Source organism: Variovorax sp. BGA-UO-ETr-C22 (assembly GCF_059567965.1).
In genome coordinates this window covers 340,651-360,048 of record NZ_JCAQPA010000010.1, presented here as the reverse complement: position 1 = coordinate 360,048, position 19,398 = coordinate 340,651, and the positions used below count along the sequence as shown (strand labels likewise).

The window sequence follows — 19,398 nt, the reverse complement described above, 5'->3', positions numbered from 1 at the left end:
AAGTCCGACGGGCCTCAGTCGCGTGAAGTGCGATAGGGCTCGTCGAAAGCCACGAAGGTCTTCTCGGCCAGGGCGCCCGCGATCCACGCGGCGACGCCCGGCAGGGCCGCCACGCGCGCGATGTACGCGTCGATGGCCGGCGGCACCGGCAGGCCGTAGCCGCGGATGCGCATGCCCACCGGCGCGAAGAAGGCGTCGGCGATGGTGAAGGCGCCGAACAGCATCGGGCCGCCGTGCGTGTCGAGCAGCTCGGTCCACATCTGCACGATGCGGTCGAGGTCTTCCTGCACGCCGGGCTGCTCGGCCAGGAGCCGCGCGCCCACCTCGGGCAGCGAGGCCTCGATGTTCATCGGGCAATTGCCGCGCAGATTGGTGAACCCCGAGTGCATCTCGGCGCAGATGCTGCGCGCGCGGGCTCGCTCGGCCACGCCCTGGGGCCACAGCTGCTTCTCGGGGAAGCGCTCGGCCAGGTACTCGGCGATGGCCAGCGTGTCCCAGACGGCCAGGTCGCCGTCGACCAGCACCGGCACCTTGGCCACGGGGTTGATGGCGCCGATCACGTGCTTGAACTGCGAGGTGGCGTCGAACGAATCGAAGCGCACCATCACCTCTTCGAAGGGAATGCCGGCCTGGGTCATGAGCACCCAGGGGCGCATGGACCACGACGAGTAATTCTTGTTGCCGATGTAGAGCTTGGACATCTGTCAGGGTCTCCGGGTCAGTGCGGGAATGCGGGGCAAAGCCGTCGATGCTAGCCGGGCGGCGCGCTGCGATTGATGACGAAGGCGGCGCGAATTGATGCGGGCCGCTTCAGCGGTCGCCGTCCTGGCGGGATTCGGGCGGGACGATCACGCGCGGGCCGGAGGCGTTCGTGTCCGGCGAGGGCTTCACGACGCGCTCGATCAGGCTCACGAGGCGCGGCACCAGCGACAGCACGGCGAGCGCCAGTAGCGCGCTGAACACGGCCGTGACCTCGCGGCCCAGCCCGCAGGCCATGCCGATGGCGGCCGTCATCCACAGCCCCGCGGCGGTGGTGAGGCCCTGCACGTGGGATTCGTCCTTGCCCTGCTTGAGGATGGTGCCGGCGCACAGGAAGCCCACGCCGGCCACCAGCCCCTGGATCACGCGGCTCATGTCGGCCGGCACGATGCCGGTCTGCTGCGGGATCAGCACGAACAGCGCCGAGCCGATGGCCACCAGCATGTGCGTGCGCACGCCGGCCGCCTTGCCCTGCTGCTCGCGCTCGAAGCCGAGCAGGAAGCCCAGCACGGCCGCCAGCAGCAGCCGCACCGAGATGCGCGTGAGTTGCGCGACATCGCCCACGTCCGAGAATTCGGACGCGACGGTGTCTAGCACCTCGTCGCGCCAGCTCATATCAGGGGAGGTCCTTGTTAGGTTCCGGCTCGTTGGCGTTGCGCGGGCCCACGCGGCCCAGGCGCTCCTTCAGCGACTGCGGCTTGCCGCTGATGATGGCGGCGTAGTTGGTGGTGTTGGCCAGCACCTTCTTCACGTAGTCGCGCGTCTCGTTGAAGGGCACGTTCTCGGCCCAGATGGCCGCGTCGATCACCGGGCCGTTGCGCCAGTTGCGCGGGCGGCCCGGGCCCGCGTTGTAGGCCGCGGCGGCCAGCGCCATCGAACCGTCGAAGTCGTCGAGCGCGAGCTTCAGGTAGTTGGTGCCGATGGTGATGTTGGTCTCGCGGTCGTTGATCTGGCCGGGCGTGAAGTCGGTCAGGCCGATCTTGCGGGCGGTCCAGCGCGCCGTGGCGGGCATGACCTGCATCAGGCCCGAGGCGCCGACGCCCGAGCGCGCGTCCATGATGAAGCGGCTTTCCTGGCGGATCAGGCCGTACACGTATGCGGGGTCCAGGCCGATGTCCTGGCTCTTGCGCAGCACCGTGTCGTGGAAGGGCATGGGGAAGCGCTGCTCGACGTCGATCACGCCCTTGGTGCGCTCGCTGGTGTTGATGCAGCGGTCCCACACCTCGCGCTGGCAGGCCAGGTCGGCGGCGGCCAGCAGGGCGCGGTCGTCCATGCCGCCCTTGTCGTGCAGGTTGGTGGCGTAGTTCCACTCGCGCGTGCCTTCGGAACGCAGGCCCATGCCGATGGCCTGCAGGCCGCGCTGCAGGCCCGGGTTGGTGCGCGCGGCGTTCTTTTCTTCGGGCGTGAGCGGCGCGGGCCGCGTGGCCGCCACGACGCGCTGGCCCAGCTCTTCGAGCGCCAGCATTTCATAGAAGCCGCGCGTGCCGGCGATGCTGGTGTACAGCTCGCGGGCCTGGGCGCGGCGCTCGTCGCCGCCGGCGCTGCTGAGCGCGCGGGCCTTCCAGTAGACCCAGGTCGGGTCTTGCTGGACGGCGTCGCTCATGGCATTGATGGCGGGCGCGACGTCCTTCCACTGGCTGGCGCGCAGTGCGGCGCGCACGCGCCAGCCGAGCATGTCGTCGGACAGGTCGCTGTTCTTCGTGACGTTGCCGAAATAGCTCACGGCCATCGGCGAGAGCTTGTTCGCGGCCGCGCGCCCGATGGTGCCCCAGACCCAGTTGCGCTCTTCGGCCGAGAGCATCGGGCCCCACTTGCCGTCGAGCTGCGCGGCGCCCTGGTCGGGGTCGGCGACCGCGATCTTGATGAGCGCGAGCACCACCAGTTCCTTGCGCGACTTGGCGGCCACGAAGGCGCGGCCCGTGAGGAACTTGGCGGCGCTGGCGTTCACCTCCTCGAACAGCGGCAGCGCGTCGGGTGCGGCGATGGTGACGGCGCCGCGTGCGGCGGCGGGCCGGTTGGCCTCGATGGCCAGGCGCGCCTTCTTCCAGGCGTCGTTGGTCGTCATCAGGCGGGCCGCGACCATGCGGTCGGCGGCGGTGAGGCAGCCGTCGTCACTGTCCTTCTGCGCGAACCAGTTGCGGCGCACCTCGTCGGCCTGCGCCTGCGTGGCCGTGCCGGTGCGCAGCGTGTCGACCAGCACCGCGTAGCAGCGCACCTGGGCGTCGTCGCCCATGCGGAAGCCGGCGATGTTGGCGGCGAAGCCGTCCCAGTCGCGGCGCTGGCCGAGCAGCAGCAGCCAGTCGTTGCGCAGGCGGTCTTCCTGGTAGGTGTTGGGGTAGCGCGCGTAGAAGTCCTGCACCTCGTTGGGCGCGGCCTCCTGTAGGCGGGCCTTGAGCTCCCAGTAGGCGGCCCAGGGTTCGAGCGCGTGGCCGCGGGCCTGCGGCAGCAGGGCCGTGAGACGGGCCTTGTCGCCGCGCTGGAAGGCCTGCTTCATCTGGACCAGCACGTCGTCGTTGGTGTTGTTCTGCGCGGCGGCGGGCTGTTGCGAGAGCAGCGCGGCGAGTGCGAGAACGGCGGAAAAAACCAGGGCGGGCGCGCCGCGACGCTGACGAGCGCGCGCGGATGCCAAAATGCTTGGGAACTGCATCGGGGGATTATGGACAAGTCAAAGGATGCCGACACCTCGGCCACGGCGAGTTTTCTGAAGGGTCAACTGCGAAAGGCACTCATCGAGCAACGCCTGGCGCTGCCCGACCGCCTGGCGCGGGCCGACCTGTTGCAGCGGGTGATGCGGATCTGGCTGGTCGGCCGGCCCGACACCGTGATCGGCGCCTACTGGCCGATCAAGGGCGAGTTCGACCCGCTGCCCGCACTGCATCGCTGGAAGGAAGACGGCGAACTCATGGAAGAAACGCAGCGCCGCCGCATCGGACTGCCGGTGATCGACAAAGTTCACAAGACGCTCACCTTCCATGCCTGGTACCCGGGCTGCCAGATGGAAGAAGACGCCTACGGCATTCCCAAGCCCAAGGACACCGAGCTGATCGTGCCGACCCTGCTGTTCGTGCCTTGCGTGGGCTACAGCGCGGGTGGCTACCGGCTGGGCTATGGCGGCGGCTTCTACGACCGCACGCTGGCGGCGCTGGAGCCGCGGCCGTTCACGGTGGGGCTGGGCTTCACGAACGGCTTCCTGGAAGACTTCGAGCCCGAGGCGCACGACCTGCCGCTCGATGCCATCCTGAACGACAACGGCGTCGTCTGGCCGACCTCCTGAGCCGGCTCAGTCGAGGTTGTCGACGGTGTCGGGGTCGGGCACCTCGCCGATGGTCTGGCGCGTGGTGACGGCCTGCGCCTCGAGCCAGTCGGAAAAGGCCTTGATCTCGGGCCGCAGCGCATTGCGCGGCCCCGAGATGAGCCAGTAGGCCATCGGTGAATCCAGCCGGTGCTGCGGCAGCACCTCGATCAGGTCGCCGTTGGCCAGGCTTTCGGCAATGAGCGAACTGCGCGCCAGCACCAGGCCCTGGCCCGTGAGCGCGGCCTGCACCATCTGGTAGGCATAGTTGAAATAGAGCCAGCGCTTGGGCTGCGCGCGCTCCAGCCCGTTCACTTCGAACCAGCGCCGCCACGTGAGCCACTCGAGGTGCGTGCGGTGCGCGTCGCCCGCCTCGATCAGCGTGAAGCGGGCGATGTCGGCCGGCGTCTTGATCGGCGGGTTGCTCTTGATGAGCCACGGGCTAGCCACCGGCGTCAGCGTTTCGCCGAACAGCCGCACGGCCCCGGGCGGCATGCCTTCGGGCGGGCCGTAGCGCAGCGCGATGTCCACGTCGGCCACGTCGAGGTCGACCGCGATGTCGCTGGCGTCGATGCGGATGTCGATCTCGGGGTTGTCGCGCTGGAAGGCCTCCAGCCGCGGGATCAGCCACATCGAGGCGAACGAGGCAAACGTGGTGAGCGCCACGCTCTTGCGCCCCGCGCTCTGGCGGATCTGCCGCACGGCCATGTCGATACGCGGCAGCGCCTGCTGCACCGACAGCAGCAACTGCGCCCCGGCGCTGGTCAGCTCGACCGCCCGCGTGTGGCGCAGGAACAGCGACACGCCCACCTCTTCCTCGAGCGACTGGATCTGCCGGCTCACGGCCGACTGGGTGAGCGCCATTTCCTCGGCCGCGGCGCGGAAATTAAGGTGCCGCGCGACCGCCTCGAAGGCCCGCAGGTGCCCTGCCGAGATGGGCCGGGAGCGCAGGTGGGTTTGCGAATGTTGCATGGGTATGACTTTGGTGTGCGTTCCCGGCGCCCAGTTGATTGATGCGGGAATCGCATCAGTAGGCTACCTCGTTTTCATTGGACCTCCAAGGCCGCAAAAACGATCATTCATTCCCGAACTGCGCCAACCTCTCTGTCTGTCAAAGGCGCTTCGGATCAGCCAAGGAGTCCTCATCATGTCCACCGCCGTCTGCACCAACGAATCGCTCGCTTCCCTGTCCCGTTCCACCCGCACCGCGGCCATTCCGCCGGCCGTGCGCCGTGGCGCCTGGCAGATTGCGCCCGGCGAGGCGATGAGCCTGAAGGCGCGGTCGGCGAGCGTGCTGCGCGTCAAGCAGGGCCGCGTGTGGGTCACGCCCGACGCCACCGCCCATGGCCCCAGCGAAGACATCGTGCTGGCCCCGGGCGAATCGCTCACCGTGGCCGCCGGCCAGCGCATCGTCATGGAAGCCTGGGATGGCTACGGTGCCACCTACGTGTGGGACCCGGTCTGACCGACCGCCTGCACTCCCGGCTCTTCTGAACAAAGGCGGCTTCGGCCGCCTTTTTCTTTGCCCGTCGTTTTCAATCGGTCAAATCGGTCAGTCAGTCAGCCGGTCAGGTGCTGATGTCGAAGCTGGCGCGCAGCGCCAGGAAGTGCGCCAGCGCCGCCTCGCCGCGCAGGGCCCGCAGGCCGGAGACCGGGTCGGGGCCCTCGCATTCGGCCAGGCCCATGGCAAAGCCGCTGTAGCGCCGGGCGGCCAGCGGGCCGTCGTGGACCACCACGAGCGCCACGTGGCGCGGATCGCGCTGCAGCCGCGCCATCAGCGCCTGCACCGCCTCGCGCGGCCCCTCGAAGTGCTGGCAGAAGCACTGGCCGTCGAACACCAGCAGGCCGGAGATGCCGTCCTCGGCGTTGCGCGCGCGGGCCTGGGTGACGATCGCGCCCACGGTGGCGGGCGGCAGGTCGGGGGCGAGCAGGCTGCAGTAGAGGAATTCGTACAGGAGTTCTGCAGAGGCTTGTTCTGGTGTCATGCGGTGCAAAAAGGGGACATCGTTTCGAGTCTAGGGGGCCATCCTGCACCCCGAAATGTCAAAAGACATAGCCCCGCCAGCCTATAGTGCGGCGTGAAGCTCGAGGACTACCCCGTTGCCGCCTCCCCGCCGCAGGGTGCGAACCCCTGCGAACACTGCGCGCTGCGGCGCCTGGAGGCCTTCCTGCCGGTGACGGCGCAGCAGCTGGAGGCGATCCAGTCCTTTCGCACCGGCACCCGGCGCGTCGAGGCGGGCGGCACCATCGTCGACGAGCACCGCGCCAGCCCGCAGCTGTTCACGCTCTACGCAGGCTGGGCCTTCCGCTACAAGACCCTGAGCGACGGCCGGCGGCAGATCCTGGGTTTCCTGCTGCCCGGCGACTTCATCGGCCTGCAGGACGAGTTTGCCGACGGCCAGACCCACGGCGTCGAGGCCGTGACCGACGCCACGCTGTGCGCCTTTGCCCGCGAGCGGCTGTGGGCCCTGTTCCAGACCCAGCCCCGGCTCGGCTACGACATCACCTGGCTGGCCGCGCGCGAGGAAAAGCTGGTGGACGACCACCTCGTCACCGCCGGGCGCCGCAACGCCGGCGAGCGCGTGGCCATGCTGCTCATGCACCTGTACCGCCGCGCCCAGCGCGTGGGCATGGTGCGCGACGGCTGGGTGGAGTTTCCGTTCAACCAGCAGCACATCGCCGACGCGCTGGGGCTGTCGCTGGTGCACACCAACAAGACGATGCGACGGCTGCAGCGCCTGGGCCTGTACAAGCTCGACGGCGGCTGGCTGCGCATCCTGGAGCCGCACGCGCTCGAAACGCTGGGCGACTACTTCGAGCGCCCGCTGCGGCCGGTGCCCATGATCTGAAGGCGCCGCCTGCCTCAGCGCGCCGCCACCAGCTGCCGCAGGTCGCCCAGGTAGGCCTGCAGCCGCCGCACCGCCTGCTCGCGCTGCGTGGCGCTGGTGGTGTTGTGCAGCGCCGCCAGGTTGCGGCAGCCTTCCTGCAGCAGCGCCTGCTGCTGGTCGCGCCAGGGGCCGGGCGGCGGATCGGCGATGCGCTGGATGTAGGCATGCAGTGCGGCGCGGGCTTCGGCCGGCGAAGCGCGCGGGCCGCCGTTGCCGCCCAGAAAGCCGCGCAGCAGCACCAGCGCCTCCTGCTGGCGCTGGCGCCGCTCCTCGTACGCCAGCTTCGGGCTGAACACCGACTGCGCCACCTGCTGGCGCAGCAGCGCGCGCTGCTCGGTCGTCAGGCGCCCGTAGAAGTCTTCCTGGCGCTCGAGGAACTGGTCGTAGCGCTTTTCTTGCACCTGCGCGGGGCTGCGATCGAGCCAGTCCTTGCGGTAGTCGGTGTTGTTCTTCGCGTACTTGCGTTCGAGCTGCTGCAGCTGCGCGTCGCTCAGGCTCAGTGCGAGTTCGGCGCTGGCGGCCTCGGCGCGCTCGGTGACGGCGAGCAGGCGCTCGCGGACGCGGTCGGCCAGCTGGCAGGCCTGGGCCGGCGTCACCTCGGCGCTCGCCAGGCCCTGGGCCTCCTGCAGCAGGCCGATGATGCGCGGCAGCTCGTTCTGGCGGTGCCAGGCCAGCAACTGGGCGAGCTCGTCGCGCACCTTGGGGGTCTGGGCGCCGTCGAAGTCGAAGTAACCGTCGAGCCACCAGTAGCTCAGCTCGGGCAGGTTGTTGTAGGCGAGCTTGACCGCGCTGCAAGCCCCCAGGGCAGCGGCCAGCAGCAGCACACCGATAATTCGGGCCAGTCCAGCACAACGAATCCGGGAAGAAAAGCGCATGAATCAGACTCCGCAGCAGAGCAACCAGGGACCGGTCGACGTCGTCATCATGGCGGCCGGCAAGGGCACGCGCATGAAGAGCAAGCTGCCCAAAGTGTTGCATCGTTTGGCCGGCCGCGCCTTGCTGGCCCACGTGACCGACACCGCTGCGCGCATCGGCGCGCGCCATGTCGTGGTCGTGACGGGCCACGGCGCCGAGCAGGTCGAGTCCGCCATCAAGGCCACCGCCGTGAACGCCGCCGCCCTCGGTTTCGCGCGCCAGGAGCCCCAATTGGGCACCGGCCACGCCGTGCAGCAGGCCACGCCGCAGCTGCCGGACGACGGCACCGTGGTGATCCTCTCGGGCGACGTACCGCTCATCGCCGAGGACACGCTGCGCACCCTCATCGCCGCCAGCGGTGGCGAGCGGCTCGCGCTGCTGACCATCGAACTCGACGACCCCACGGGCTACGGCCGCATCATCCGCACCCGTGCCGGTGGCGAGGTGACGGCCATCGTCGAGCACAAGGACGCCACCGAGGCACAGCGCGCCGTGCGCGAGATCAACAGCGGCGTGATGGCCGCGCCCGCGCGGCTGCTCAAGGGCTGGCTCGCGCGGCTGGACAACAAGAACACCCAGGGCGAGTACTACCTGACCGACATCGTGAAGTTCGCGGCCGACGACCGCGTGCCGGTGGTGGCGCATGTCACGACCGACGCGCTGCAGGTGGCGGGCATCAACAGCCCCGCCCAGCTCGCGGCGCTGGAACGCGCCTGGCAGCTGCGCCAGGCCAACGCGCTGATGGAACAGGGCGTGCGCCTGGCCGATCCGGCGCGCTTCGACCTGCGCGGCACGCTGAGCTGCGGCACCGACGTCGACATCGACGTCAACTGCGTGTTCGAAGGCACGGTGTCGCTGGGCGAAGGCGTGCGCATCGGCGCGAACTGCGTCATTGCCAACGTGCGCATCGAGGCCGGCGCGGTGATCCACCCCTTCACCCACATCGACGGCGAGAAGGCCGGCGTGACGGTGGGCACGGGCGCGCTGGTCGGGCCGTTTGCGCGGCTGCGGCCCGGTGCCCAACTGGGCGCCGAAGTGCACATCGGCAACTTCGTCGAGGTCAAGAACTCCACGCTGGCGGCGGGCGCCAAGGCCAACCACCTGGCCTACCTGGGCGACGCCACGGTGGGCGAGCGCGTGAACTACGGCGCGGGCAGCATCACGGCCAACTACGACGGCGCCAACAAGCACCGCACCGTGATCGAGGCCGACGTGCATGTGGGCAGCAACTGCGTGCTCGTGGCGCCCGTGACGATCGGCGCGGGCGGCACCATCGGCGGCGGCTCGACGGTGAACAAGTCGACCGAGCCCGGCGCGCTGACCGTGGCGCGGGGCAAGCAGGTCAGCTTCGCGAACTGGAAGCGGCCGCAGAAGTTGCCGAAGAACTGACGGCGGCTTCGGGCTCTGGTTCGGGACAGGCGCCCTGCCCCGGACCTCACCAGCCCGTCAGCAGGCGCACGAAGCGCATCACCGGCCGCGCCGCCACCGGCGCCGTGGCCCGGGCCGTGCGCTGGGGCGCATGCACCCGCAGGTGCACCGCCGTCACCGCCGACACCTCGATCCACCCGCCCTGCGGCACGCAGTGCATGTCGCCCTCGCCGAGCAGTGTCTCGGTCATGAACACCGTCTCGCCCAGCCAGCCCGGCGGCGACACCACGCGGGCGCGGCCCTCGGCCAGCTGAAGCCAGGCGCCCGCATCGACGGCGGTGCGCAGCGACTGGCCGGGTTCGAGGACGATGGAATCGGGGGCTTCGGACAGGGTGGTGATCATGGCGGACCTCGGGTGGATGTGGGCTTCATCGTAGGAATTCCGCCGCCCGAAAAACAGGCACACCCAGTGGCTATTGCGACCGGAACAGCCGGGCCGCCACGCCATCTGTTATGGTCTTTTTCCCAGTCAACTGCATCTGTTTTCGGATGCCCGATGCGGGGAACATCGACCCATGGACTCGCTACCGCTCTACCGCCAGCTCGCGGCGCACTACGTGGACGCGATCCACGCCGGTTCGCTCAAGGCCGGCGACAAGCTCCCCTCGCTGCGCAGCCTGATGCGGCTGCACGACATCAGCCTCTCGACCGCGCTGCAGGTGTGCCGCGCCATGGAAAGCGAAGGCTGGGTCGAGGCGCGCGACCGCTCGGGCTACTTCGTGCGCCGCCCGCAGCGGCTGGCCATCGCGGCCATGGAAGAGCCCGTGTCCGGCCTGCCGCCCGACCCGGCGCAGTTCGTCAACATGCGCACGCGCATGGCCAACTTCATGGCGCGCGGACGCCTCAACGACGTGAAGCTCAACTTCGCGATCTCGCGCGCAGCCCCCGAGCTCTACCCGGCCGAGGCGCTGCGCAACGCCATGACGCGCGCGCTGCGCCAGCGCCCCGAGCTGCTGACCACGGCCTCTTCGCAAAAAGGCCATGAGCAGTTCCGCCAGGTCGTGGCCCAGCGCAACCTGCGCGTGGGCATGACGGTGGCGCCCGACGACGTGCTGGTCACCAACGGCTGCATCGAGGCGCTGAACCTCGCGCTGCGCGCCATCGCCAAGCCCGGCGACACCGTGGCGGTCGAATCGCCCACCTTCTACGGCCTGCTGCAGGTGCTCGAGAGCCTGGGCCTGCGCGGGCTGGAGATTCCGACCAGCCCGCAGACCGGCATTTCGCTCGAAGCGCTCGACCTGGCCATCCACACCTACGACGACATCAAGGCCGTGGTGGTGGTGCCGCACCTGCAGAACCCCATCGGCAGCGTGATGCCCGATGCCCACAAGCAGCGGCTGGTGCAGCTGTGCGAAAGCCACGGCATCGCGCTGGTCGAGGACGACACCTACAGCGACCTGGTGGAAACCGAGGTGCCGCCGCGCGCCATCAAGTCCTGGGACCGCACGGGCAACGTCGTGTATTGCGCCTCGCTGCACAAGGTGCTGGCGCCGGGCCTGCGGCTGGGCTGGATCACAGCCGGGCGCTGGCACGCGCAGGTCGAGATGCTCAAGTACGCGCAGACGCGCAACAACGAGGCGCTGGCGCAGATCGCCGCGGGCGAGATCATTGCCAGCGGCGGCTACGACCGCCACCTGCGCCGGCTGCGCGAACGCCTGCACACGCAGCGCGACCAGACGGCGGATGCCATCGCCCGCTACTTTCCGGCCGGCACGCGGCTGAACCTGCCGCGCGGCGGCTTCCAGCTGTGGGTGGAGCTGCCCGATCGGCTGTCGTCGGTGGCGGTGTTCGAGGCGGCGCTGCGCGAGCACATGCTGGTGGCGCCGGGCGCGCAGTTCTCGAACGCCTCGCGCTTCGACCACTACCTGCGCATCAACTGCGGCTGGCCCTACAGCGAAGCGGTCGACGCAGGGCTGCGTCGGTTGGGACGGATCGTCGAGGAAGGCTGCGCGGCGCAGAAGCACCCGCCGGCGACGGGGGTGCGATCGCCGCGCGCCGCGGCTCAGTCGAGCAGCGCCAGGGCCGCGTAGTCGCCCACCTTGTCGCCGAGCCCGGCGGGCACCAGCAGCACGCCGCGCGTGAGCGGCGGCAGCTTGCCGTCGACCTGCGCCTGCAGCCGCGGCAGCACGAAGTCGCGGTGGTGCCAGAACACGCTGCCACCCAGGCTGATGCGCTGCAGGTCGAGCGTGATGACCAGGTTGTAGAGCATGCGGCCGATCACGCGGCACAGCGCGTCGGCCTTCTCGAGTGCCGCAGCGTCACCGGCCGCGGCGGCCGTGAACAGATCGGCCGCGGGTTGGCCGAAGCGGTGCGCGATCGAATTGCCACCCGCCAGCGCTTCCACGTCGCCCAGGTTGCCGCAGCCGCACAGCGCGCCGCTGTCGTCGTCGACCACGAAACTGTGGCCCGCGTGGCCCGCGTTGCCGTTCTTGCCGCGCAGCGCCTTGCCGTCGACGCACAGGCCCACGCCCACGCCGGTGCTCCAGGTGGCGTAGGCGCAGTTGTCGAGCCCCTTCAGCGCGCCCCAGTGGCGCTCGGCCTCGAGCGCGGCCACGGCGTCGTTCTCGACGCGCACGCGGGCGAAGCGGCGCGCCAGCGGCGCCTCGACGATGGCCGTCATCCAGTTGTTGGGCAGCCCGCGCGAGGGGCCGGCGATGCCGCCGCAGATGTTGGGCGTGGCCAGCTCGACCATGCCGTCGTGCAGCTCGAAGGGCCCTGTCGACGACACGCCCACGCGGTCGATGCTCGCCGGATCGACGCCCTGCTCGGCGCACACCTCGTCGATGAGCCGCAGGATCTGCACCGCCACGGCGTCGTTGTCGCCGGTCTTGGCGGTGGGCTCGCTGCGGCGGCCGATCAGCGGCGCGTCGCTCGAAGCGGAAAGGCTCACGGCGACCTTGGTGCCGCCGATGTCTACGCAGGCTCTCATTGCGGGGTTCTCTTCTTTCTCAATCGTCGCCGCGCCGTGCTCAGAGCAGCCGCGCCACCAGCGCCGCGATCATGCTGAGCACCACCGTGCTCGCGATCGGCAGCTGCCAGTCGCGGCCGAAGGCGCGAAACTCGAAATCGCCGGGCAGCCGTCCGAAGCCGAAGCGGCGCAGCCAGGCGGTCAGGCCGCTCATGAGCACCAGCGCCAGGACGACGACGATCAGCCAGCGGAACATGCAGACAGTCTAGGCCGCGAGCACGGCCAGGGCTTGTCGGTGAAGTTCGGGTGTGGCCGCCGCGATCACGCGCTGGTCGGGGTTCAGCCCCAGTGGCCGGCCTTCCCAGTCGGTGACGACACCGCCCGCGGCTTCGATCAGGCCCGCCGGGCCCAGGAAGTCGTAGGGCTGCAGGCCGGTCTCGACCACGAGGTCGATGGTGCCGCCCGCGAGTTGGGCGTAGCCGTAGCAGTCGCCGCCGAAGCGGCGCATCGCGCACTGGCGGCTCAGGCGATCGAAGGCGCTCCAGTCGGCCGGCGAGAAGATGTCGGGCGAGGTGGTGACGATGCGGGCCTTGGCGATCTCGGTGCAGCCGCTCACGCGCACGGGCTGGCCGTCGCGCGTGGCGCCCTTGCCGGCCTCGCCGATCCAACGCTCCTTGAGCACCGGCATGTCGACCATGCCCAGCACCACGCGCCCGCCCTGCAGCACGCCGATGAGCGTGCCCCACAGCGGCGAGCCGGTGATGAAGCTGCGCGTGCCGTCGATCGGGTCGAGCACCCAGATGCGGTCGGCGTCGAGCCGCTCGGGGCCGTGCTCCTCGCCGAAGATGCCGTCGGTGGGCACGCGCGCACCGAGGATCTCGCGCATCGCCGTCTCGGCGGCGCGGTCGGCCAGCGTGACCGGGCTTTCGTCGGCCTTGGTGATGATGTCCAGCGGCGTGCGGAAGTAGCGCATCGACTGGGCGGCGGCGGCATCGGCCAGCGCACCGGCGATCGCGGAAAGGTCGGGGGCGGAAGAGCTCATGGGAAGGAGAACGCGTGCCAAAAGCTGCGATTAGACCCGAGCCCGCCGCCCTTGCGCCATCGCCGGGGCATTCGTCCGCCCGGCCCCTTCACCTGTGGGCTAGCGCTGCTGGCCCCAGCGCCGCACCGTGAGCCGCTCCAGCGTGCGAAAGCCCAGGCTTTCCACCAGCAGGCCGATCAGCACCACCAGCGCAAGACCGGCGAACACGCGGTCGGTGTACAGCTCGTTGCGGTTCTGGAAGATGTACCAGCCCAGCCCGCCCTTGCCCGACGAGGCACCGAACACCAGCTCGGCCGCGATCAGCGTGCGCCAGGCAAAGGCCCAGCCGATCTTCAGTCCCGACAGGATCGACGGCAGCGCGGCCGGCACCAGGATCTGCAGCACGTAGCGCAGCCCCTTCAGCCCGTAGTTGCGCCCCGCCATGCGCAGCGTCTCGGGCACGCCCTGGAAGCCCGCGTACGTGTTGAGCGCCAGCGGCCATAGCACCGAATGGATCAGCACGAACACCAGGCTGCCGCGGCCCAGCCCGAACCACAGCAGCGCCAGCGGCAGCAGCGCGATCGCGGGCAGCGGGTTGAACATCGAGGTCAGCGTGTCCAGCAGGTCGCGCCCGATGCGCGTGGACACCGCCAGCGTGGTGAGCCCGAAGGCCAGCAGCACGCCCGCGAGGTAGCCCTGCAGCAGCACGGCCAGCGAGATGCGCACCTTCTCGACCAGCTCGCCGCTGGCCAGTCCCTCGGCCAGTGCGCGGGCGGTGGCGGTGAAGGTGGGCAGCAGCAGGTCGTTGTCCTGCCAGCGCGCCGCCAGCTCCCACAGCACGGCGATGACGGCAAGGATCAGGCCCTTGCGCAGCCAGGTGTGCGAGGCCAGGCGCGTGGCCAGCGGCAGCGCGCGTTCGACCGGCAGCTCGGTGAAGGGCTCGAGCGTGCGTTCGTACTCGGGGCGGATGGGTGGCGTCAGGGTGCTCATGGGGTGCCCTGTTCTTCCTCGAACAGCATGTCGTGGATGCGCCGCGCCGTCGCCTGGAAGTCGGCGCCGCCCAGGCTGTCCAGCGAGTAACCGTGGCTATTGAGCTCCGCGCGCATGCGCCCCGGATGCGGCGACAGCAGCGCCACGCGGTTGCCCACCACCAGCGCCTCTTCGATCGAGTGCGTGACGAACAGCAGCGTGAAGCGCACCTCGTCCCACAGCTCGAGCAGCTCCTGCTGCATGCGGCGGCGCGTGAGTGCGTCGAGCGCGGCAAAGGGCTCGTCCATCAGCAGCACGCGCGGCTGCATCGCCAGCGCACGCGCGATCGCCACACGCTGCTTCATGCCGCCCGAGAGCTGGTGCGGGTGCACGTCGGCGAATTTCGAGAGGCCCACCTTGTCCAGGTAATGCAGCGCGCGCTCGGCCGCTTCCTTGCGCCCCTGCGTGCGCGAGGCGAGCAGCGGGAACATCACGTTCTGCTTGACCGTCTTCCACGGCGGCAGCTGGTCGAACTCCTGGAACACGACGATGCGATCGGGGCCCGGTTGCGTCACGCGCCGGCCGTCGAGGCGGATCTCGCCCTCGACCGGCGGGATGAACCCGGCCACGGCCTTGAGCAGCGTGGACTTGCCGCAGCCCGAAGGCCCGAGCAGCACGAAGCGGTCAGCGGCATGCACGTCGAAGCTCACGCGGTGCGTGGCGCGCACCACGCGCTCGGGCGTGCGGTACTCGAGGCTGACGCCGTCGACCTGCAGCAGCGCCTCGTGCACGTACGGCGGTGCCGCGTCGCCCGTGGCCACCACGCCGCGCCGCCGGGCCGGCCGCTGCGGCGCCACCGCGCCGCCAAGGAAGGCCGCGGCGGGCGGCCCTGCCAGGCGCTCGAGCCGGGACAGCATCGCGTCAGTTCCCCGAGGCGGTGTGTGCGTCGTCGAAGAAATAGTCCTTCACCGACGCCGGCTTGTTCTTGATCGCGCCCACGCGGTGCATGAACTCCGCGAACACGTAGGTGTTCTGCGGCGCGGTCTTGAACTGCACCTCGGGGTTCTTGATGATCTTGAGCAGCAGCTCGCGGTCGAGCTTGGCGTTGCTCACCTTCAGGTAGATGTCGGCCGCCTTCTCGGGGTTGGCCGTGACGAACTTCGCCGCCTCGTCGAGCGCGTCGACGAACGCCTTGTAGGTCTTGGGGTTCTCGTTGCGGAATTTCTCGGTGGCGTACAGCACCGTGGCCGACGACGGCCCGCCCAGCACCTGGTACGAGTTCAGCACGATGCGCGCGTTCGGGTTGCCCGCGAGCTCCTGCTCCTGGAACGGCGGATTGCCGAAGTGTCCCGTGATCTCCGTGCCGCCCTTGATGATGGCCGCCGCCGCATCGGGGTGCGGCAGCGCCACGCTGATCTTGTCGAGCCGGTTGAATTCCTTGTCGCCCCACAGCTTGGCCGACGCGATCTGCAGCACCCGCGACTGCACCGAAACGCCCACGGCGGGCAGCGCGATGCGGTCCTTGTCCGTGAAGTCGGCGATCGACTTCACGTTCGGGTTGTTGCTCACCAGGTAGTACGGGAAGTTGCCCAGCGAAGCCACGCCCTTCACGTTCTGCTTGCCCTTGGTGCGGTCCCACAGCGTGAGCAGCGGCCCCACGCCGGCGCCCGCGATCTCGATGTTGCCCGACAGCAGCGCATCGTTCACCGCCGACCCGCCCGAGAGCTTGACCCACTCCACCTTCGCATCGACCCCCGCGGCCTTCGCGTGCTTCTCGATCAGCTTTTGCTCCTGCGCCACGTTGAGCAGCAGGTAGACGATGCCGAACTGCTCGGCGATGCGGATCTGCCCTTCGGCGTGCGCGGCCAGGCTGCCAGCGAGAAGGCCGAGGCCGGTGACGAGCGCGGCGGCGCGGCGGGTGAAGCGGTTCATTGGAAAGTCCGGAAAGGAGAAAAGGAAGAAATCAGAACGACGTGTCGCCCACGATGGTGGTGCGGTTGAGCCGGCGGCGCAGATGGTCGGGCGTGCCTGCCGCGAGGTGCATCAGCGAGCGGTTGTCCCAGAACACCAGATCGTGCGGCGCCCACGCATGGCGGTACACGAACTCCGGCCGCGTGCTGTGCGCGAACAGCTCAGCCAACAGCGCGTCGCTCTCGCCTTGCGGCAGGCCGACGATGCGCGTCGTGAAGTGCTCGCTGACGAACAGCGCCTTGCGCCCCGTTTCCGGGTGCGTGCGCACCACGGGCTGCACGGCGGGTGCGACCTGGTCGATCTGCGCCTGCGACAACTTGGGCCGCCACGGATTCTTCGCACGCAGTTCCTCGTACTTCGCGAGGTAGCTGTGCTCCGCCTTCAGCGGCAGGATGCGTTGCTGCAGCTCGGCAGGCAGCGCCTCCCACGCCAGGTGCTGGTCGGCAAACAGCGTGTCGCCGCCTTCGCTCGGCAGTTCCTGCGCGTGCAGCAGCGAGCCCAGGCTGGGATGAGGCTTGTACGAGATGTCGGAGTGCCAGTACACGCCCGCGTCGCCGAGACCGATCGGCTCGCCGTTCTCCTTGATGTTCGAGACGATCAGGATCTCGGGGTGGTTCTTCAGCTGGAACTGGTGCAGCACGTGGATCTCGAGCGGCCCGAAGCGGCGGCTGAAGTCGATGTGTTGCGCGGGCATGATGCGCTGGTCGCGAAAGACCAGCACATGGTGGTCGAGGTGCGCGCGGTGGATGCGTTGGAAGTCGGCGGCGTTGATCGGCTCAGCGATGTCGAGCCCGACGATCTCCGCACCGACAGGCGCATCGAAAGGCCGCACCTCGAAGTGCTGCGCGGGAGCCTCTGTGGTGGAGGTAGCGCGGGAAAGAACGGCAGTCATGCCGCGAATGTAGAAGCGCGCCCTCCATTCCCCAACGAAGTCTTTGTTGCTTGCTTATGACCAAGTTTCCCCGTTGAAAGCACAAGCCCCAGGCGCCCAAAGCGCGCAGCGCCTTTGGCGCCATGGTGGCCGAGCGCAGCGATGGCCCGCCCGGCATCCCAGCCCCTCTGGCTGCGCCGAGGAGCGCAGCGTTTCGCGGATCAGGGCTCGCCCTTGTTTGAGCGAAGCGAGTTTGGGCGAGACCCCGCGAAACGCGAGCACCGCAGGTTGCCCGCAGCGAAGCGGAGGGACGCAGACAGTGGGGTCGCCTTTTCTTTGCTTACTTTCTTTTGGCGAAGCAAAAGAAAGTAAGTCGCCCGCCGGGGCGAGTCCCGGCCCCGGGAAGCAATCACTCAGCCAAGACCAAAGATCTCAGAGCGTATGACTCCGATCCCCTTCAGAGAACCCGACGGCGTCCCAAGGTTCGCCCACAGCAAACCCCACCACCTTGAACAACTCCCCCATCTCATGCTCATGAATCAACCGAGCCGCCATCCCCCGCTGCGCCACAGTCCCCCGCTCCATCCGCCCCAAGATCCCGCAATTCAAGAGAAACCGCGCCTGGCTCGTGTAGCCGAGCACAGAAAGCCCCGCCTCCTGCCCCGCCACAGCAATCCCCGTGAAGTCGACATGCGCCGTGATGTCCTTGTACCCAACCTCCGAAAGAGGATCGCCATCCGCCTGATGCCCCCGATGGCACATCACCGTCCCCATGTGCCGTTGCGGGTGGTAGTACTCGCCCTCGGGAAACCCATAGTCGATGAGAAAAGCCGCCCCCTTCTCAAGCCGGTCCGCCAGCGTCGCAATAAAAGCCTGCGCCTGCGGATGCACCTCGGTGAGGTAGTCGTGCACCCCAGGCACCTCGACCGGCGGCCGCAGCTCGGTAGCCCGGTCCGCCCACGTCCACCCATCCCCCGCCAAATTCCGCACCACCCCCCGCTCGAACCAAGCCCCCTTCACCCGCGCCAGCAACTGCACCGGCATCGCATCGAGCACCTCATTACCGACCACCACGCCCTCCATGGACTCAGGCAGCTCCCCCAGCCATTCAACCCGCCCCGCATGCCCCGCCAGCGCCTGCTGCTGCCGCTCCCGCAAGGTGCCCGACAGGTCGACGATGCGATAGCGCACATCGCTGCGCCCCATCTCTCCCAGCGCATGCAGCAGCTGCACCGCCAGCGCCCCCGAGCCCGCGCCGAACTCCCACACGGTGTCGGTGCCGGTTTTCTCCAGCGCCTCGAGCACCTGCACTGCGAGCGTGTGGCCGAACATCGGCGTCAGCTCGGGCGCGGTCACGAAGTCGCTGCCGGACGAGGGCATGTGGCCGAACTTGGCCGAGGTGTTGGCGTAGTAGCCCAGCCCCGGCGCATACAGGGCCAGGGCCATGAAGCGGTCGAAGCCGATCCATCCGCCCGCGCGCTCGACGGAGCGGGCAATCAGATGGTCGAGGGCGATGGGTAAACTGTTTGTCGTTGGCGTCGTCACGGCGCCATTGTCCTCTTCCTGTCTTCTGTCTTCTTCCTCCGAATGAGCGCCATCCCACCCTCCTCCCCCGATCGCCGCCGCACCGTCCTCGTCACGGGCGCGGGCCGCCGGCTGGGCCGCGAGATCGCGCTGGCGCTCGCGGCGGGTGGCTGGCAGGTGGCGGTGCACTACCGCAGCTCGCGTGCCGAGGCCGAGCAGACCGTGGCCGATTGCGCCGCGCGCTCGGGCGACTCGGCCCTGTTCGAGGCCGACCTGGCCGACGAACAGGCCACGCGCGCCCTGCTGCCGCGCGTGGCGGCGCGCTTTCGCGCCGTCGATGCCGTGGTGCACAGCGCCGCCCTCTTCGAACACGACGACGCCGCCAGCTTCAGCTACGCGCTCATGGAACGCCACGCGCGCAGCAACACCGGCGCGGCCATCCTGCTGGCGCAGGCGCTGCACGACCACCTGGCCCGGCGCGACGCGCACGGCGGCGCCGTGGTGCACCTGCTCGACCAGAAGCTGTGGAACCCGAACCCCGACTTCCTGAGCTACACGCTCTCCAAGGCCGCGCTCGAAGCCGCCACCCCCATGCTCGCGCTGGCGCTCGCGCCGCGCGTGCGCGTGGTGGGCGTGGCGCCCGGCCTCACGCTGGCGAGCCACATGCTCGACGACGACAAGTTCGCGCAGCTGCACAAGCTGTCGCCGCTGGGCCGCTCGTCCACATCGGAAGACGTGGCCGCCACCGTGAAGTTCGCGCTGGAAAACAGCTCGATCACCGGCACCACGCTGCTCGTCGACGGCGGCCAGCACCTCATGAAATTCGAGCGCGACTTCTCGCTCATGTGACGA

General features: G+C 69.3%; 21 protein-coding genes. 6 read left to right on the top strand and 15 right to left on the bottom strand.

Going from position 1 to position 19,398, the window contains the following annotated elements:
* Positions 1 to 14 precede the first annotated feature (14 nt).
* From AC57B8_RS15135 to AC57B8_RS15125, 3 genes are all read right to left on the bottom strand, one after another.
* A complete protein-coding gene (locus tag AC57B8_RS15135) occupies positions 15 to 701 on the bottom strand; it encodes a glutathione S-transferase family protein (protein WP_447741191.1) in 687 nt (228 codons plus the stop codon).
* Positions 702 to 810: 109 nt separating this feature from the next.
* Positions 811 to 1,374 (bottom strand): MgtC/SapB family protein, encoded by a 564-nt coding sequence (locus AC57B8_RS15130; protein ID WP_496480026.1) that lies wholly within the window; start codon positions 1,372 to 1,374, stop codon positions 811 to 813.
* 1 nt (position 1,375) lies between these two features.
* Positions 1,376 to 3,406 carry a lytic transglycosylase domain-containing protein gene (locus tag AC57B8_RS15125; RefSeq protein ID WP_496480025.1) on the bottom strand — a complete coding sequence of 677 codons (2,031 nt, stop codon included), beginning with the start codon at positions 3,404 to 3,406 and terminating at the stop codon, positions 1,376 to 1,378.
* A gap of 9 nt (positions 3,407 to 3,415) precedes the next feature.
* Between AC57B8_RS15125 and AC57B8_RS15120 the strand changes: the two genes are divergently transcribed.
* The gene (locus AC57B8_RS15120) at positions 3,416 to 4,033 is read left to right on the top strand and encodes a 5-formyltetrahydrofolate cyclo-ligase (RefSeq protein ID WP_095743648.1); all 618 of its coding nucleotides are present in this window, start codon (positions 3,416 to 3,418) and stop codon (positions 4,031 to 4,033) included.
* Between the two features lie 6 nt (positions 4,034 to 4,039).
* Here AC57B8_RS15120 and AC57B8_RS15115 read toward each other — a convergent pair whose 3' ends face one another.
* Complete coding sequence (locus tag AC57B8_RS15115) at positions 4,040 to 5,023, bottom strand: LysR substrate-binding domain-containing protein (protein ID WP_062477933.1); 984 nt, start codon at positions 5,021 to 5,023, stop codon at positions 4,040 to 4,042.
* 175 nt (positions 5,024 to 5,198) lie between these two features.
* On the opposite strand from AC57B8_RS15115, the gene AC57B8_RS15110 reads away from it, so the two are divergent.
* Positions 5,199 to 5,516: a DUF2917 domain-containing protein gene (locus AC57B8_RS15110; protein WP_062477930.1), complete on the top strand. Its 318-nt coding sequence runs from the start codon at positions 5,199 to 5,201 to the stop codon at positions 5,514 to 5,516.
* A gap of 103 nt (positions 5,517 to 5,619) precedes the next feature.
* On the opposite strand, the gene AC57B8_RS15105 is transcribed toward AC57B8_RS15110, so the two are convergent.
* Positions 5,620 to 6,036, bottom strand: a complete 417-nt coding sequence (locus AC57B8_RS15105; protein ID WP_070060073.1) for a BLUF domain-containing protein — start codon at positions 6,034 to 6,036, stop codon at positions 5,620 to 5,622.
* A gap of 93 nt (positions 6,037 to 6,129) precedes the next feature.
* On the opposite strand from AC57B8_RS15105, the gene AC57B8_RS15100 reads away from it, so the two are divergent.
* Positions 6,130 to 6,900 carry a Crp/Fnr family transcriptional regulator gene (locus AC57B8_RS15100; protein ID WP_447741185.1) on the top strand — a complete coding sequence of 257 codons (771 nt, stop codon included), beginning with the start codon at positions 6,130 to 6,132 and terminating at the stop codon, positions 6,898 to 6,900.
* 14 nt (positions 6,901 to 6,914) lie between these two features.
* On the opposite strand, the gene AC57B8_RS15095 is transcribed toward AC57B8_RS15100, so the two are convergent.
* Entirely contained in the window at positions 6,915 to 7,763 is an 849-nt protein-coding gene (locus AC57B8_RS15095; RefSeq protein WP_447741183.1) for a DUF6279 family lipoprotein, read from the bottom strand.
* A gap of 49 nt (positions 7,764 to 7,812) precedes the next feature.
* Between AC57B8_RS15095 and glmU the strand changes: the two genes are divergently transcribed.
* Positions 7,813 to 9,243: a bifunctional UDP-N-acetylglucosamine diphosphorylase/glucosamine-1-phosphate N-acetyltransferase GlmU gene (gene glmU / locus AC57B8_RS15090; protein WP_496480024.1), complete on the top strand. Its 1,431-nt coding sequence runs from the start codon at positions 7,813 to 7,815 to the stop codon at positions 9,241 to 9,243.
* A 46-nt stretch (positions 9,244 to 9,289) separates the two neighbouring features.
* On the opposite strand, the gene AC57B8_RS15085 is transcribed toward glmU, so the two are convergent.
* Complete coding sequence (locus AC57B8_RS15085) at positions 9,290 to 9,625, bottom strand: hypothetical protein (RefSeq protein WP_307583109.1); 336 nt, start codon at positions 9,623 to 9,625, stop codon at positions 9,290 to 9,292.
* Between the two features lie 172 nt (positions 9,626 to 9,797).
* Between AC57B8_RS15085 and AC57B8_RS15080 the strand changes: the two genes are divergently transcribed.
* Positions 9,798 to 11,312 (top strand): aminotransferase-like domain-containing protein, encoded by a 1,515-nt coding sequence (locus AC57B8_RS15080; protein ID WP_496480023.1) that lies wholly within the window; start codon positions 9,798 to 9,800, stop codon positions 11,310 to 11,312.
* On the opposite strand, the gene AC57B8_RS15075 is transcribed toward AC57B8_RS15080, so the two are convergent.
* From AC57B8_RS15075 to AC57B8_RS15040, 8 genes are all read right to left on the bottom strand, one after another.
* The gene (locus tag AC57B8_RS15075; RefSeq protein ID WP_496480022.1) at positions 11,285 to 12,211 is read right to left on the bottom strand and encodes an ROK family protein; all 927 of its coding nucleotides are present in this window, start codon (positions 12,209 to 12,211) and stop codon (positions 11,285 to 11,287) included. The genes AC57B8_RS15080 and AC57B8_RS15075 overlap by 28 nt on opposite strands.
* 40 nt (positions 12,212 to 12,251) lie before the next feature.
* Entirely contained in the window at positions 12,252 to 12,446 is a 195-nt protein-coding gene (locus AC57B8_RS15070) for a DUF2905 domain-containing protein (RefSeq protein WP_056575522.1), read from the bottom strand.
* Between the two features lie 9 nt (positions 12,447 to 12,455).
* On the bottom strand, positions 12,456 to 13,232 hold the full coding sequence (gene hisN / locus AC57B8_RS15065; RefSeq protein WP_095743642.1) for a histidinol-phosphatase: 777 nt from the start codon (positions 13,230 to 13,232) through the stop codon (positions 12,456 to 12,458).
* 99 nt (positions 13,233 to 13,331) lie between these two features.
* Positions 13,332 to 14,201 carry an ABC transporter permease gene (locus AC57B8_RS15060; protein ID WP_095743641.1) on the bottom strand — a complete coding sequence of 290 codons (870 nt, stop codon included), beginning with the start codon at positions 14,199 to 14,201 and terminating at the stop codon, positions 13,332 to 13,334.
* Positions 14,198 to 15,097, bottom strand: a complete 900-nt coding sequence (locus AC57B8_RS15055) for an ABC transporter ATP-binding protein (RefSeq protein ID WP_496480021.1) — start codon at positions 15,095 to 15,097, stop codon at positions 14,198 to 14,200. Before AC57B8_RS15055 ends, AC57B8_RS15060 begins: the two co-directional genes overlap by 4 nt.
* 4 nt (positions 15,098 to 15,101) lie before the next feature.
* Complete coding sequence (locus AC57B8_RS15050) at positions 15,102 to 16,112, bottom strand: ABC transporter substrate-binding protein (protein WP_139705290.1); 1,011 nt, start codon at positions 16,110 to 16,112, stop codon at positions 15,102 to 15,104.
* 31 nt (positions 16,113 to 16,143) lie between these two features.
* On the bottom strand, positions 16,144 to 17,043 hold the full coding sequence (locus AC57B8_RS15045; protein ID WP_496480020.1) for a TauD/TfdA dioxygenase family protein: 900 nt from the start codon (positions 17,041 to 17,043) through the stop codon (positions 16,144 to 16,146).
* A 411-nt stretch (positions 17,044 to 17,454) separates the two neighbouring features.
* Positions 17,455 to 18,567, bottom strand: coding sequence for a class I SAM-dependent methyltransferase (locus tag AC57B8_RS15040; RefSeq protein ID WP_496480019.1), 1,113 nt, complete (start codon positions 18,565 to 18,567; stop codon positions 17,455 to 17,457).
* Positions 18,568 to 18,609: 42 nt separating this feature from the next.
* Here AC57B8_RS15040 and AC57B8_RS15035 point away from each other — a divergent pair, with 42 nt between their 5' ends.
* Positions 18,610 to 19,395 (top strand): SDR family oxidoreductase, encoded by a 786-nt coding sequence (locus AC57B8_RS15035; protein WP_062477898.1) that lies wholly within the window; start codon positions 18,610 to 18,612, stop codon positions 19,393 to 19,395.
* The last annotated feature ends 3 nt before the right edge of the window (positions 19,396 to 19,398 follow it).

Excerpts from the sequence above, each read along its gene's own strand:
- AC57B8_RS15080 (WP_496480023.1), top strand. The coding sequence starts at position 9,798 with ATGGACTCGCTACCGCTCTACCGCCAGCTCGCGGCGCACTACGTGGAC.
- AC57B8_RS15045 (WP_496480020.1), bottom strand. The coding sequence starts at position 17,043 with ATGACTGCCGTTCTTTCCCGCGCTACCTCCACCACAGAGGCTCCCGCG.
- AC57B8_RS15055 (WP_496480021.1), bottom strand. The coding sequence starts at position 15,097 with ATGCTGTCCCGGCTCGAGCGCCTGGCAGGGCCGCCCGCCGCGGCCTTC.
- glmU (WP_496480024.1), top strand. The coding sequence starts at position 7,813 with ATGAATCAGACTCCGCAGCAGAGCAACCAGGGACCGGTCGACGTCGTC.
- AC57B8_RS15050 (WP_139705290.1), bottom strand. The coding sequence starts at position 16,112 with ATGAACCGCTTCACCCGCCGCGCCGCCGCGCTCGTCACCGGCCTCGGC.
- AC57B8_RS15085 (WP_307583109.1), bottom strand. The coding sequence starts at position 9,625 with ATGATCACCACCCTGTCCGAAGCCCCCGATTCCATCGTCCTCGAACCC.
- AC57B8_RS15115 (WP_062477933.1), bottom strand. The coding sequence starts at position 5,023 with ATGCAACATTCGCAAACCCACCTGCGCTCCCGGCCCATCTCGGCAGGG.
- AC57B8_RS15130 (WP_496480026.1), bottom strand. The coding sequence starts at position 1,374 with ATGAGCTGGCGCGACGAGGTGCTAGACACCGTCGCGTCCGAATTCTCG.
- AC57B8_RS15105 (WP_070060073.1), bottom strand. The coding sequence starts at position 6,036 with ATGACACCAGAACAAGCCTCTGCAGAACTCCTGTACGAATTCCTCTAC.
- AC57B8_RS15110 (WP_062477930.1), top strand. The coding sequence starts at position 5,199 with ATGTCCACCGCCGTCTGCACCAACGAATCGCTCGCTTCCCTGTCCCGT.
- AC57B8_RS15075 (WP_496480022.1), bottom strand. The coding sequence starts at position 12,211 with ATGAGAGCCTGCGTAGACATCGGCGGCACCAAGGTCGCCGTGAGCCTT.
- AC57B8_RS15135 (WP_447741191.1), bottom strand. The coding sequence starts at position 701 with ATGTCCAAGCTCTACATCGGCAACAAGAATTACTCGTCGTGGTCCATG.
- AC57B8_RS15035 (WP_062477898.1), top strand. The coding sequence starts at position 18,610 with ATGAGCGCCATCCCACCCTCCTCCCCCGATCGCCGCCGCACCGTCCTC.
- AC57B8_RS15070 (WP_056575522.1), bottom strand. The coding sequence starts at position 12,446 with ATGTTCCGCTGGCTGATCGTCGTCGTCCTGGCGCTGGTGCTCATGAGC.
- AC57B8_RS15120 (WP_095743648.1), top strand. The coding sequence starts at position 3,416 with ATGGACAAGTCAAAGGATGCCGACACCTCGGCCACGGCGAGTTTTCTG.
- AC57B8_RS15060 (WP_095743641.1), bottom strand. The coding sequence starts at position 14,201 with ATGAGCACCCTGACGCCACCCATCCGCCCCGAGTACGAACGCACGCTC.
- hisN (WP_095743642.1), bottom strand. The coding sequence starts at position 13,232 with ATGAGCTCTTCCGCCCCCGACCTTTCCGCGATCGCCGGTGCGCTGGCC.
- AC57B8_RS15125 (WP_496480025.1), bottom strand. The coding sequence starts at position 3,406 with ATGCAGTTCCCAAGCATTTTGGCATCCGCGCGCGCTCGTCAGCGTCGC.